This window comes from Cryobacterium arcticum, from assembly GCF_003185895.1.
GTDB classification, from domain to species: domain Bacteria; phylum Actinomycetota; class Actinomycetes; order Actinomycetales; family Microbacteriaceae; genus Cryobacterium; species Cryobacterium arcticum.
In genome coordinates, this window is record NZ_QHLY01000005.1 from 233712 (window position 1) to 246381 (window position 12670).

The 12670-nt window shown below is 69.2% G+C and carries 12 protein-coding genes; 9 read left to right on the forward strand and 3 right to left on the reverse strand.

All coding sequences use genetic code 11. The features are described from left to right. Positions 1–10: 10 nt before the first annotated feature. Positions 11–688 carry an SDR family NAD(P)-dependent oxidoreductase gene (locus tag CTB96_RS02655; RefSeq protein WP_248283182.1) on the forward strand — a complete coding sequence of 226 codons (678 nt, stop codon included), beginning with the start codon at positions 11–13 and terminating at the stop codon, positions 686–688. Between the two features lie 74 nt (positions 689–762). Then, the gene (locus tag CTB96_RS02660) at positions 763–1668 is read left to right on the forward strand and encodes a siderophore-interacting protein (protein WP_110125363.1); all 906 of its coding nucleotides are present in this window, start codon (positions 763–765) and stop codon (positions 1666–1668) included. Between the two features lie 50 nt (positions 1669–1718). Here the strand turns inward: CTB96_RS02660 and CTB96_RS02665 are convergent, their stop codons facing one another. The 3 genes from CTB96_RS02665 to CTB96_RS02675 all read right to left on the reverse strand — a co-directional run bounded on the left by CTB96_RS02665 (position 1719) and on the right by CTB96_RS02675 (position 6025). Beyond that, positions 1719–2516 (reverse strand): helix-turn-helix domain-containing protein, encoded by a 798-nt coding sequence (locus tag CTB96_RS02665; protein WP_110125364.1) that lies wholly within the window; start codon positions 2514–2516, stop codon positions 1719–1721. Between the two features lie 197 nt (positions 2517–2713). Then, positions 2714–5263, reverse strand: a complete 2550-nt coding sequence (locus tag CTB96_RS02670; protein ID WP_110125365.1) for an MMPL family transporter — start codon at positions 5261–5263, stop codon at positions 2714–2716. 120 nt (positions 5264–5383) lie between these two features. After that, a complete protein-coding gene (locus CTB96_RS02675; RefSeq protein ID WP_110125366.1) occupies positions 5384–6025 on the reverse strand; it encodes a TetR/AcrR family transcriptional regulator in 642 nt (213 codons plus the stop codon). A 138-nt stretch (positions 6026–6163) separates the two neighbouring features. Here CTB96_RS02675 and CTB96_RS02680 point away from each other — a divergent pair, with 138 nt between their 5' ends. The 7 genes from CTB96_RS02680 (at position 6164) to CTB96_RS02710 (ending at position 12575) form a co-directional block, all read left to right on the forward strand. After that, a complete protein-coding gene (locus CTB96_RS02680) occupies positions 6164–7498 on the forward strand; it encodes a sensor histidine kinase (RefSeq protein ID WP_110125367.1) in 1335 nt (444 codons plus the stop codon). Positions 7499–7547: 49 nt separating this feature from the next. Further along, complete coding sequence (locus CTB96_RS02685) at positions 7548–8324, forward strand: response regulator (protein ID WP_110125368.1); 777 nt, start codon at positions 7548–7550, stop codon at positions 8322–8324. Between the two features lie 56 nt (positions 8325–8380). Then, positions 8381–9262, forward strand: coding sequence for a helix-turn-helix transcriptional regulator (locus tag CTB96_RS02690; protein ID WP_110125369.1), 882 nt, complete (start codon positions 8381–8383; stop codon positions 9260–9262). A gap of 126 nt (positions 9263–9388) precedes the next feature. Beyond that, positions 9389–10348, forward strand: coding sequence for an aldo/keto reductase (locus CTB96_RS02695; protein WP_427846459.1), 960 nt, complete (start codon positions 9389–9391; stop codon positions 10346–10348). Positions 10349–10469: 121 nt separating this feature from the next. Further along, positions 10470–11528, forward strand: coding sequence for a DUF222 domain-containing protein (locus CTB96_RS02700; protein ID WP_110125371.1), 1059 nt, complete (start codon positions 10470–10472; stop codon positions 11526–11528). 75 nt (positions 11529–11603) lie between these two features. Further along, entirely contained in the window at positions 11604–11942 is a 339-nt protein-coding gene (locus CTB96_RS20980) for an HNH endonuclease signature motif containing protein (RefSeq protein WP_110125372.1), read from the forward strand. A 129-nt stretch (positions 11943–12071) separates the two neighbouring features. Then, a complete protein-coding gene (locus CTB96_RS02710; RefSeq protein ID WP_110125373.1) occupies positions 12072–12575 on the forward strand; it encodes a universal stress protein in 504 nt (167 codons plus the stop codon). Positions 12576–12670: the final 95 nt, after the last annotated feature.

Consider the following 12670-nt stretch of genomic DNA (forward strand, 5'->3'; position numbering starts at 1 on the left):
GCTCACCGCGGTGAATCCGGTGCAGCCCGACGAGCACGGTGTCGACGGTCTCACCGTGCTCGTGGCCGGGGCCAGCAGCGCCGCCGGGGTGGCCGTGGCGGCCGCCCTGGCCCGCGCGGGCGCCCGGGTGCTGGCTGTCGGCTCCAGCCGGGACCGCCTGCAACGGGTGCTGAAGGTGGTGCCGCAGGCATCCGTTTACGAATGCGACCTGGCCGACTTCGCCGCCGTCACCGCCCTGGCGGCAACGGTGCACTCCGAACACGGCCCGATCGACGGGCTGGTGCACCTGGTGGGCGGCTGGCGCGGCGGCGGCGGGCTCGACGGCCAGACCGACGAGGACTGGGCCTTTCTGCACCAGCACGTGCTGACCACGCTGCGCAACACCACACGGGCGTTCAATGCCGACCTGCTCGCCTCGTTCACCGGCCGGCTGGCGATCGTGTCGTCGGTCACGGTGGATGCGCCCACCCCCGGCGGCGCCAACTACGCGAGCGCGAAGGCCGCCGCCGAGACCTGGACGCGGGCGGTGGGGCACGGTTTCGCCAAGGCCGGCGACACCGCCGCGGCCGTGGTGTTCGCGGTGCGTTCGCTCGAAGGCCTCGAACCGAAACTGGCCGCGGAGGTGGTGGCTCTCTGGGACTCCCCCGCGGCCGATCTCAACAACACCCGCCACATCCTCGCCCCCTGACCCGCCAGTGCTGCTGGCCGGATCGAGCCACAATCTGGCCGCCTGCGTCGCCGTCTCGGGGATAGCGTCGACAGATGGAGTTCTGCGAACCTGCGCGCGTGGTCGAGGCGCGTTACCTCACCCCCCACATGATCCGCATCCGGCTGGAGTCGACCGGGGACTGGCGCTGGCCGGTCACCGGTGTCGGCGACGAGAAGATCGACCTGGCCTTTCCCCGGCCGGGTGAGACCGTGGCCGACGTGGCCTTTTTCAACAACAAGGATTACGGCGCCGCCGCCGCGTCGGCGGCGAACGCGGGAGAGACCGAGAGCACCGAACCGCCGTGGCGGCACTACACGGTGCGCCGGGTACACGCCGGCGGAGCGCAGATCGACATCGACTTTGTCGTGCATCCCGGTGGGCTGGCCTCCGACTGGGCGCAACGAGCCCAGCCCGGGCACGTGTTGGGCGCCTTCTCCGTCACCGAGTCGCGCTCCTACTACGCGCCCCCGGCGGATGCGTCCCGGCTGCTGCTCGTGGCCGACTCCACCGGCCTGCCCGGCCTCGGCCGCATCATCGAGGGGCTGCCGGCCGGGGTGCGGGCACACGCGTTCATCGAGGTGCCGGCCGACGACGACCGTCAGGAGTTCGAGACCGCCGCCGAGGTGGAGTTCACCTGGCTGGTGGGCACCGGGCACGGCACTTCGCTCAGCGCGCTGCCCGCCGCGATCGAGGGTTGGGCTCCCCCGACAACGCTGGGCTACGCCTGGGTGGCCTGTGAGGCGGCCGCGAGCCGCCGGATCCGCCGGCACCTGCGCGGCAGCCTGGCCATGGACCGACGACACCACATCGTGGTGGGCTACTGGACCGACGGGCACACCGGACACTTCGAACAGAACGAGGCGATTCCCGAACCCGAGCACGACCACGACCACGACCACGACCACGACCACGACCACGACCACGACCACGACCACGCTGAGCCGGCGCACGCCCACTGAGCAACCGAGAATCCGGCCCGGCAGCACTGAGCGACAGTCAGCGAATACGGCTACCGGGCCAGGCGACGCGGTCCGGTCTTCTCGGTGGCCGCAACGGCGCCGGGGGTCATGCCCACGATGCGGCGGAAGGTGGCCACGAAAGTGCTCGCCGACGCATAGCCGAGGTGGCGGCTCACCTGCTTGACACCCCATCCGCTCATCAGCAGGGTGACCGCTTCACGCATGCGCACGGCGATGCGCCACTGCACGAAGCTCATCTGCACCTCGGCGGCGAAGATTCGGGTGAGGGTGCGGGCGCTGATGTTGAGAATCGCGGCCCAGTCCTCCAGCGAGCGGGAGTCGCTGGGCCGGGCGAGAATCTCGTCGACGAGCAGCGCCACCCGGAGGTCGGTCGGCGCCGTGAACGCACTATTGCGGTCGGATGCCGGTGCGAGGAGGTCGATGCAGACCTGCTGCACGCGAGCGCGGTGTTCGTCTGGCATCTCGTTCCGAGCGTCGTGCAGGAGCATCTCGCGCAGCGCCGGCGTCACCGTCATCAGGGTGGGTGCCGCCCACGGCCGGGCGGAGGAGTGCGCGTCGATATGGGTGGCGCCGAGCGACACGGCGGCGTCGGCGGTGACCCGGTGTACTGCACCGGCCGGGATCCAGAGCGCCAGGCCTAGGGAGAGCTTCCAGACCTGCGCGTCGATCCGCACGTGCACGGAGCCCTGCTCCACCCAAAGCAGTTCGTGGGAGACGTGTGCGTGCGGCGCCCACCCGATGGCGTTGGCGGCATCGAACATGTGCGTGCTCAGCGGGAACACGGGTACCTGGGCGGATCGGGCGTCGCTGATCACGGCGATCGTCATGGTCGGCTCCCTCCGCGCCTGAAAGCATGCGCGTCACAACGCCCACTCGATTAGGCAAGCCTAAGCTAAACAATCACCAGGTGCCAGATGGAGCGTCTGCGCCGGACCCAGATGCACTCGACGCCGCCGCCACACAGACACGCGGCCCCACCCCGGTGAGGGGTGGGGCCGCGTGTCACAGACGGTGACCGTGCCGGTTAGTGCCGCGGAGCCGCAGCGACCTCAGGCCCAGCCGTCTCGTCAGCGGTCTCGTCCGCGGGGTGCACCGGGTGCGTGCGCTCGAGCGATGCGCCCTCCACGTCCACGTTGGGCAGGATGCGGTCGAGCCACTTGGGCAGCCACCAGGCCGCGTCGCCGAGCAGGTGCATCACCGCGGGGATGATGAGCAGCCGCACCACGAACGCATCCAGCAGCACGCCGATGCCGAGACCGAAACCGATCGACTGGATCATCACCGAGTTCGAGAAGACGAAGCCGGAGAAGACCGAGGCCATGATCAGCGCGGCGGCGATGACCACAGTGCGGCCGGCGTGCACGCCGCGCTGCACGGCCAGCCGGGCCGGAGCGCCGTGCGTGAACGACTCGCGCATGCCGCTCACCAGGAACAGCTGGTAGTCCATCGCCAGCCCGAACAACACACCGACCACGAGGATCGGCAGGAAGCTCAGGATGGGCCCCGGGTCGTGGATGCCGAACAGGAACCCGAGCCAGCCCCACTGGAACACCGCGGTGATGGCACCGAACGACGCGAACAGCGACAGCACGAAGCCCAGCGTCGCGGTGACGGGCACCAGGATCGAGCGGAACACGAAGATCAGGATGATCAGCGAGAGTCCCACCACCACGAGCAGGTAGAGCGGCAGCGCGTCGGCGAGTTTCTCGCTCACGTCGATGTTGCCGGAGGCGTTCCCGGCGACGCCGAGGGAGCTGACCCCGTCGATATCGAGGCCGCGCAGGTCGCGCACGAGCTGCTCGGTCGATTCGCTGGTCGGTCCCTCTTCCGGGATCACCTGGAAGGCGAGCAGCAGGTCGTCCTCGGATGCACCGATCGGCGCGACCGCGACAACGTCGTTCTCCGCCTTGAGTGCGGTACCGATGCGCACCTGTTCGGCGATCAGCTCGTCGTCGGTGATGGCGGTGTCGAGGTCGGCGACCACGAGCAACGGGCCGTTGATGCCGGCTCCGAACTTGTCGTCCACGATCTTGTAGGCCCGGTAGGCGCTGGAGTCCAGCGGTTCGGAGGAGCCTGCGGGCAGGCCCAGGCGCATCGAGAGAGCCGGAATCGCGATGGTGAGCAGCACGGCGATACCGGCGATCACGGTGACGACGGCGCGCACGGTGTTCATCGGCTTGGTGGGTACGGCGGCGTGCACGTGTGCGGCGCCGATGTGGGCCCGAGCCTTCTTGGTGAGGATCTTCTCGCCGACCAGCCCCAGCAGGGCGGGGGTCAGCGTGATGGCGATGAGGATCGCGACGAACACGCAGACCGCGCCGACGGTGCCCATCAGGCCGAGGAAGGGGATGCCGGTGAGGTTGAGGGCGAGCAGGGCGATCAGCACTGTCGCGCCGGCGAATACGACGGCGTTGCCCGACGTGCCGTTGGCCAGCCCGATCGACTCCTGCAGGGACACCCCGCGGCGCAGTTGGGTGCGGTGTCGGTTGAGGATGAAGAGGGAGTAGTCGATTCCGACCGCGAGTCCAAGCATCACGCCCAGAACCGGGGTGACCGAGAGCATCACGACAGTGCCGGAGAGCGCGAGCGATGCGAGCACGCCGACGCCGACGCCGACCAGGGCGTTCAGCAGCGGGAGTCCGGCGCCGATCAGGGTGCCGAGCATGATGAACAGCACGATGGCCGCGACGATCACGCCGCCGACCTCACCCGGGCCGAGGATCTCGGGGATGCTGGCGGCGATGTCGTTGGAGACCTCGGCAGTGACGCCGTCGATGCCGGCGTTGTTGAACTCCTCGACGACGGCTTCCTTGGACTCGGCGGGCAGCGCGTTCAGCGAGGTGTCGAACTGCACGCTCGCGACGGCCGTGGTCTCATCCGTCGAGACCTGGCGGATGCCCGCGGCCAGGTCGAGCAGGTCGGATCCCTGTTCCAGGGCGGTGCCCTGGGTCTCGAGTTCGGTGCGGCCGGCGTCGAGGGTGGCCTGCTGCTCGGCGAGCGCGGCCGCGCCGGCGTCGAGCTGGGCCTGCTGCGCGTCAAGGGTCGGCTGGGCGGCAGCGAGTTGTCCGGCCGCCTCGGCCTGGGCGCGGGCAGCGTCGAGCTGGGCCTGGCCGGCGGTGATCTGGGTCGTGGCCGCGTCGAGCTGCGCCTGCCCGGAATCGAGCTGGGCGACACCGTCGGCGAGCTGCTGACGGCCGTCGATGACCTGCTGGGCCGAGTCGTCGATCTGCGCCTGGGTCTCGAACGGGTTCGTGGTCGACTTCACGTTGTCGAGCTCGACGGTCTCATCGAGCAGATCGCCGATCGCGGTCTGCTGCTCGGCGGTGAACGCGGAGTCGTCTGTGGTGGTGAAGACGACGGTGCCGCGCCCGCCGCTGGCGGCCGGGAACTTCTCGGCGAGTTCGTCACTCACCTTCTGGGTGGCGGTGCCCGGAATACTGACGGCGGAGGTGAGAGTTCCGCCGAACAGGGCGAAGGCGCCGCCGGCGAGGCCGAGAATGACCACCCAGGCGACGATGACCAGCCAGGCTCGTCGGGCGGAGAACCGACCGAGTCGGTAGAGAAGGGATGCCATGTTCCTCAGGTTCTTTCGTGATGTCGGGGTACGGGAAGTCGGGTGTCTCGCATCGCGTCATCGGGAAGAGAGCTGGTCGGTCGAACAGGTACAGCGGTCGGGCACCTCACGGGCGCGGGGTCAGCCGGCGGCGGCGTATCCGCTCTGGAGGGTGGCGACCATGCGGTCGACCAGGTCGTCCCACACAATTCGGGAGGAGTCATCAAGGGTGCCGCCGGTGCTGGCGATCCAGTGCCCGGCGACCACGGCGACGCCGTTCATCACCGAGCTGACCAGGATCGCCACCTCGAACTCGTCGATCGCGCTGCTGCGATCGGCGATCTCCCGGGACACCTGTTCGGTGGCGCGGGTGAAGACGTCACCGAGCGCGTGCGGGGAGCGGCCGCTCTCGGCATCCGCGGCGAGTACCCCGCAGAGGTAGGCGACCACGGTGGGCAGGTCGATGGCGCGAACCGCGGAGGTGATCTCGGCGAAGAGGGCGCTGAGGCTGCCGTCACGGGCGGGGGTGGCCCGGGTGGCCGCGCGGAACTCGTCGACGACGTCGCTGAGCAGCCGGGTGCAGGTGGTCATGGTCACCTCGTCGAGCGAGGCGAAGTGATTGAAAACCGTGCGCCGTGACACATCGGCGCGCTCGGCCAGTTCGTCGACACTGAACTGCGGCTTGCCCCGTTCGCGGATGAGCGCGTCGGCGGCGTCGAGGATCGCCTCCCGGTGCCGTGCCTTGAGCTCGGCACGACGATTGGGGGCGATGGCGAGCGACACCTGCTTACACTAAGTGCAACGACGCACGCAGTGCAAGCGACCCCCGGCACCTTCCCAGCGACGGCGGCAGAGCGTGCTCACGCCCCTCTCCTCCTCACGGCTGAGGTGCCGGCTCCGCTGCGGCGCTAGCGTGGAGGAATGAGCGCTGAGACTCCTCCCGATCGGCCTGTCGATCCGCTGGACGACGGCTGGTTGCGCCCGCGCGGGCCGCGTTCGGGCTACCGGGCGGATGCCTGGGTCGCGCTGGCGCTGGCCGGCGCAACCGCGCTGAGCCTGGTTCTCACCCGTAGCGCCGGCATCATGGACGAGTCGCCGGCGTGGCTCGCTGCCCTGTGGGTGGCGCTGATCGCGCTGCCCCTTGCGGCCCGGCGACGCTGGCCGGAGGCCGTGGCACTCCTGATCTCGATCGTCTTCGGCGTCTTCGGCTCCCTCGGGGTCACCGACGCGCTGTTCTCGAGCATCTGCCTCTACGTGGCCATCTATTCGGTGGGCGCCTGGAGCCACCACCGCCTACTCGCCCGCTGGACGCGGTTGGCCATCATCGCGGGCATGTTCATCTGGCTGTTCTGGACCCTGCTCGTGCACGCCAACCAGGCCGCTGCGATTCCCGAGCTTTCCCGCGAGGGATTCTTCTCGCCGTACGCCGCCTACGGCCTGCTGCAGGTGCTGATCAACCTGGTCTACTTCTGGGCCGCGTACTACTTCGGCGACGCCGCCTGGCATGCCGCACGCCGATCAGCCGCGTTGGAGGCCCGCACCCAGGAACTCGCTGCCGAACGTGAGCGCACCGCAGCGCAGGCCGTGAGCCTGGAACGGGTGCGGATCGCCCGGGAACTGCACGATGTGGTGGCGCACCACGTCTCGTTGATGGGGGTGCAGGCCGGTGCCGCTCGCCGCATCCTGGAACGCGACCCGGCCACGGCCGCCCGCGCGATCGCCGTGATCGAGGAGAGCGCCCGCACTGCTGTGGAGGAGTTGCACACCATGCTCGGCGCCCTCCGCGCCGACGACACCGACTGCGACGGCACCCAGCCGGCCAACCAGAGCACCAGCACTCGCGGGGTGGAGCAACTCGGCGAGCTCGCCCAGGAGAACAGCGACGCCGGCTTGGCCGTGCGCATCCAGGTGATCGGTGCGCCCCGGCCCGTTCCGGGCACCATCGGCCTGAGCCTCTACCGGATCGCCCAGGAGGCCCTCACCAACACCCGCAAGCACGCCGGCGCGGGCGCCACCGCCGAGGTGCGGCTGCGCTACGAAGCAGATGCCGTGGAACTGGAAGTCACCGACACCGGCCGGGGCTCCCGCCGGCAGAACGGCGCCGCACACCCCGAGGAACCGACGAGCGGTCTCGGCCAGCGCGGCATGCGCGAACGGGTGACCGCTGTGGGCGGCACCCTCGAACTGGCCAACCGCCCACGCGGCGGCTACCTCGTGCGCGCCCGGGTGCCCCTCGCCCCCGCCCGGGAGTCATAACTCCTGCGATTGGCTGCGGCGCGCACAGCGGCCCGGCTAGCGTGGGGGCATGACCAACCCGGCCGAGACCGCCTTCCCGCCCGTTGACGCGGCCCCGATCCGGGTGCTGCTGGTCGACGACCAGGCCCTCGTGCGCGCCGGGTTCCGCATCATCCTGGAGTCAGAGCCGGGCATCCTGGTGGTCGGTGAAGCCGCCGACGGCGCCGCCGCCATTCGGCAGGCATCCATTCTGCAGCCCGACGTGATCTGCATGGACGTGCAGATGCCCGGCATCGACGGCCTCACCGCCACCCGCGAGATCATCGCGGACCCGTCCAGCCGGGCCGCGGTGCTCGTGCTCACCACCTTCGACCGCGAGGACTACCTGTTCCAGGCGCTGCAGCACGGGGCCAGCGGGTTCTTGCTCAAGAACTCCTCCCCAGAAGCTCTCGTCGAGGCCGTGCAGGTGCTCGCGCGCGGCGACGCCCTGCTCTCCCCCGAGATCACCCGTCGGGTGATCGAACGGTTCGCGCAGGGTTCGCCCACCGGGGCCGCGGATGTCGCGGCGGCGGAACGAGCTGCCTTGCGCACCCGGCCGACCGGGCAGGCGGCCCGGCCGGAGCCTGCCGCGGTGGGCGACCTCACCGAGCGCGAACGCGAGGTGTTCGAGCTGATCGCCCTGGGCCTGGCCAACGCCGAGATCGCCGGGCGGCTCTACCTGGGCGAGGCCACGGTGAAGACCCACGTCTCGAAGGTGCTGCAGAAGCTAGACCTGCGCGACCGCATCCAGGCCGTGGTCTACGCCTACGAACACGGCATCGTCGTGCCAGGGGCACCGCAGCAGTAACTGGCAGGTACCGGCAGTGCCTCCCGAATCCCGATGGATTGACTTAGCGTTGGGGCATGGCTGAAACCCGCGCAGAGATCCGTGAATTCCTGAGCTCGCGCCGTGCTCGCATCACTCCCGAGCAGGCGGGGCTGCCCGTCTACGGCGGCAATCGCCGGGTCGCCGGGTTGCGCCGCGAAGAGGTCGCGATGCTCAGCGGCGTCTCGGTCGACTACTACGTGCGCCTGGAGCGCGGGAATCTCGCGGGCGCTTCCGACAGCGTGCTGGATGCACTCGCCCGCACCCTGCTGCTGGACGAGGCCGAGCGCGAATACCTCTTCGACCTGGCCAGGGCCGCGGGCCCGGCGCCTCTGCGACAGCAACGGCCGGCGTCGTCGGTGCGGCCGGCTGTGCTCCAGGTGCTTGATGCCGTGTCGGATGCTCCGGCGTGGGTTCGCAATGGCCGCCACGACATCCTTGCCGCCAACAAGATGGGCCGGGCGCTGTATTCACCGGTCTTCGACGACCCCCGCCGGCCGGTGAACACGACGAGGTTCACCTATCTGAACCCGGCCGCCCGGGAGTTCTGGCGGGACTACGACCAGATCGCCAACGATGCCGCCGCGATGCTGCGTCTGGAGGCGGGCCGCAACCCGCACGATTCCGAGCTGATCAAGCTCGTGGGTGAGCTGTCGACCCAGAGCGAGGTGTTCCGCGAGCGGTGGGCCTCCCGAGACGTCGTGCACCACCGCAGCGGCGTCAAGCGCATCCACCACCCGGTGGTCGGAGACCTCGATCTCAACTTCGAATCGATGGAGCTCCCGAGCGAACCTGGCCTGGTGATGAATGTGTACACGGCTGCAGCCGGTTCGCCGACCGCCGACGCCTTGAAGGTACTGGCATCGTGGGCGGCCACGCAGGAAACAGCCACCGCCGAGCACGAGTCCCGCACCAGCTGACGTTGCGGTCGACGACCTGCGACCAGTGGTCCCTAACAGCACTCACCAGATAGAACGGATCCGATCATCGATTACCGCACTCTCGGACGCACCGGCGTCTCCGTCAGCCCGCTCTGCCTCGGCACCATGATGTTCGGGCCGTGGGGCAACGCCGACGAGCAGGACTCCATCCGCGTCATCCACCACGCCCTCGATGCCGGCGTCAACTTCGTCGACACCGCCGACGTGTATTCCGGCGGCGAATCCGAGCGGATCACGGGCAAGGCCCTCCAGGGCCGCCGCGACGATGTCGTGCTGGCCACGAAGTTCTTCATGCCGATGAGCGATGAGCCCAACCACCGGGGCGGATCGCGCAAGTGGATCATGCGCTCGGTTGAAGACTCGCTCCAGCGGCTGCAGACCGACTACATCGACCTGTATCAGGTGCACCGCCCCTCCCCCGATACGGATGTGGAGGAGACTCTCGGAGCACTCAGTGACCTCGTGCGTCAGGGCAAGGTGCGTTACATCGGCTCGTCGTCGTATGCGGCGAGCCAGATCGTGGAAGCCCAGTGGACCGCCCGCGAGAGGAACCTCCAGCGTTTCGTTACCGAGCAGCCGCCGTACTCGATCCTGGTCCGCGGGATCGAAGCCGATGTGCTGCCGACCGCCCAGCGGCACGGCATGGGCATTCTCACCTATAGCCCCTTGGGCGGCGGATGGCTGTCGGGCCGGTGGCGCAAGGATTCAGCGTCGTCCCCCACCTCGTCGGCACGTCCGGCGGCACGGTTCGACATGACCAGCCCCGCAAACCAGCAGAAGCTCGACGTGGTCGAGGAACTCGCGCTTCTCGCGGAGGAAAACGGCATCACGCTGATCCAGCTGGCGCTCGCGTTCGTCATCCGGCACCCCGCCGTCACCTCGGCGATCATCGGGCCCCGCACGATGGATCAGCTCACGTCGCAGTTGGCCGCGGCGGATGTGGTGCTCACCGACGCGGTGCTCGACCGGATCGATGAACTCGTGGCCCCCGGCGTCACGATCAACCCCGACGACAACAGCTACGGCGCCACCGAACTCACCCCGGCTGCTCGGCGACGGGCCTGACTGCTCGCTCGACCTGCCCGATTCGGCGGCGCCTCTCCTCCACAGGGGTGCCGCCGATGGCCTTCTCCACCGCTGATTTACTGGGATCTGCAGTGTCGGTGGTGGGTGGTTCTATAGAGCCATGGCCACCTCAAACGCCACACCCGAAGACGCACCAGGCGAGCCCGACTCGGCTCGATCCGAGGGCGCAGAGACTGCCGCTTCCACCGGGCCTGTGTGCCCCGATGACGGCCGTGATCCCACCACGACCGCGATCGCTGCGATCATCGATCCGCTGATCGAGAACGAGAAGGTGATCGCGGCCGGGTTCGCCGAACGCGCCCGGCTGCTCGCCGAACTGCACCGGCTCGGCGAGCACCCGGCCATCATCGCCGGGCTGCGCGGCGACCCGGTCGAAACCGGGGCGAACGATCCCGACACCCACGCGCACGGGCCGGCCTGGGACGACGTGGAACTGGCCGAGCGCACCCTCGCGACCGAGGTCGCCGGGGCGCTCCGGTTGCACTCCACGACGGCGCGGATGATGATCTTCAACGCCGCCCACCTGGTTGAGAAACTGCCCGGGTTTCACCAGGCGTTGGCGCAGGGGCGGATCAGTTGGGCGCACGTGCTGAGAATGCAAGACGTGACCACCGGCGCCCCCGACGAGGTACTGCCCGCCCTCGAAGCGGCCGTGCTGCCGAAAGCGGAGAAGCTCACCGCGACGCAGTTCGGCAGGGTCGCCGCCCGAGAACTGGACCGGTTGCATCCGGTGTCGTTGCAGGAGCGCGTCGACGTCGGCGCATCCTTGCGGCGGGTGGTGCTGCAGCCCGACGTGGACGGCATGGCTTGGTTGAACGCGTACCTCAAGGCCGATGAGGCGCAGGCGGGGTATGACCGGTTGACCCGGATCGCGAAGAGCCTCAACGACGCCGACACCAACGATGGTGCCGACGGCGCCGATCCCGGCTGCGAGGTGGTGCTGCGCACGATGGATCAACGCCGCGCAGACGCCTTCCGGGACCTGCTCCTGGACGGCGAATGCGCCGGCGGCCTCGGCCGAGGCATCCGCGGCACCGTGCACGTCACCGTTCCCGTGCTCACCCTGATGGGCACGAGCTGCGAACCCGGCATGTTGGAAGGGTACGGGCCGATCGACCCGGAAACGGCCCGACGGCTGGCGGGCACCGCACCCAGTTAGGACCGGATCCTCACCCACCCGGAAACCGGGTGCATCCTCTCCGTCGGCCGGGACTCGTACACTCCGCCGGCGGATATGAAGCGGTACACCGAGATTCGGGATCAGACCTGTCAAGGAATCGGCTGCAACCGCAAAGCCACCCACAGTGAAATTGACCACACCGTGCCCTGGAACAGGGGCGGGCCAACCGCCGTCGGAAACCTCGTACATCTCTGCAAGGCGTGTCACCGGTTGAAACACCAATCCAGCTTCAGCACCCGGCAAACCCCGACCGGTGCGCTCACCTGGACGAGTCCCGGCGGCAAGATCTACACCCACGAACCCGCCAACCCCATCGGGTCCCCCACACCGGCAGCGCCGGCCAGGCCGCCGTTGCCGCCGTCGACCGGGAGAGCAGACCCACCGCCGTTCTGATCCGCCGGCCAGAACGCGGATTGGTGCGCCGGCGAACCGGCGTGGCGGCAGGCAGGCCCGCTAGTGTCGGAGTGAGAGCCCGTCACCGGGTGAACCGGCACCTGGCCCTCCCGTCGCAAAGGAGCAGCCATGGTGCGCACACCCCCGCCAGTCATCGTCGGCGTCACCTCCGGCCAACCCGATGCGGTGGTGTTGGCCGCGTCGGAGTTCGCCGCCCAGTTCGGTGCCGAGTTGATCTGCGCGGCGGTGGATCCGAGCCGCTTCGTGCTCGAGGAGCTGCCCGACGGCAGCGTCACCTCGGCCTCGTTCGACCCCGACTCGCTCGAAGCACCCACGACCGAATTCGATCCCGGCTTGGCCGCACAGATTGAACGCGTGCTGCACGGCCGCTCCGTCACCTGGTCCACCCGCGCCCTCGCCGGCGAGCCGGCCCAGGCGCTCGGCCGCCTCGCCGGAACCGTGCGCGCGGTGATGATCATCGTGGGCTCGCGCGAACCCACGATCCGGCACAATTTCCGCTTTTTCTTCACCGGGTCCATCGCCGTGAAACTCGCCCACGGACAACACCGCCCGGTGGTCATCATCCCGCTGCAACCCGTACCTTTCGGCGAAGAACTGCCCTGGGACGAGTAGCCGAAGCCTCCCAGCCGGGCACCACCTCCTCCGTCCGGCGGAGTCCAGCGTTCAGCCCCCAGACGGATGTTGCGGCACCAGCGCATCCGTAGCTT

Bases quoted from the DNA above. Each gene is read 5' to 3' on its own strand.
- CTB96_RS02665 (WP_110125364.1), bottom strand. From the start codon at position 2,516: ATGACGATCGCCGTGATCAGCGACGCCCGATCCGCCCAGGTACCCGTG.
- CTB96_RS02700 (WP_110125371.1), top strand. From the start codon at position 10,470: ATGGCCACCTCAAACGCCACACCCGAAGACGCACCAGGCGAGCCCGAC.
- CTB96_RS02660 (WP_110125363.1), top strand. From the start codon at position 763: ATGGAGTTCTGCGAACCTGCGCGCGTGGTCGAGGCGCGTTACCTCACC.
- CTB96_RS02690 (WP_110125369.1), top strand. From the start codon at position 8,381: ATGGCTGAAACCCGCGCAGAGATCCGTGAATTCCTGAGCTCGCGCCGT.
- CTB96_RS02710 (WP_110125373.1), top strand. From the start codon at position 12,072: ATGGTGCGCACACCCCCGCCAGTCATCGTCGGCGTCACCTCCGGCCAA.
- CTB96_RS02680 (WP_110125367.1), top strand. From the start codon at position 6,164: ATGAGCGCTGAGACTCCTCCCGATCGGCCTGTCGATCCGCTGGACGAC.
- CTB96_RS02695 (WP_427846459.1), top strand. From the start codon at position 9,389: ATGATGTTCGGGCCGTGGGGCAACGCCGACGAGCAGGACTCCATCCGC.
- CTB96_RS02670 (WP_110125365.1), bottom strand. From the start codon at position 5,263: ATGGCATCCCTTCTCTACCGACTCGGTCGGTTCTCCGCCCGACGAGCC.
- CTB96_RS20980 (WP_110125372.1), top strand. From the start codon at position 11,604: ATGAAGCGGTACACCGAGATTCGGGATCAGACCTGTCAAGGAATCGGC.
- CTB96_RS02685 (WP_110125368.1), top strand. From the start codon at position 7,548: ATGACCAACCCGGCCGAGACCGCCTTCCCGCCCGTTGACGCGGCCCCG.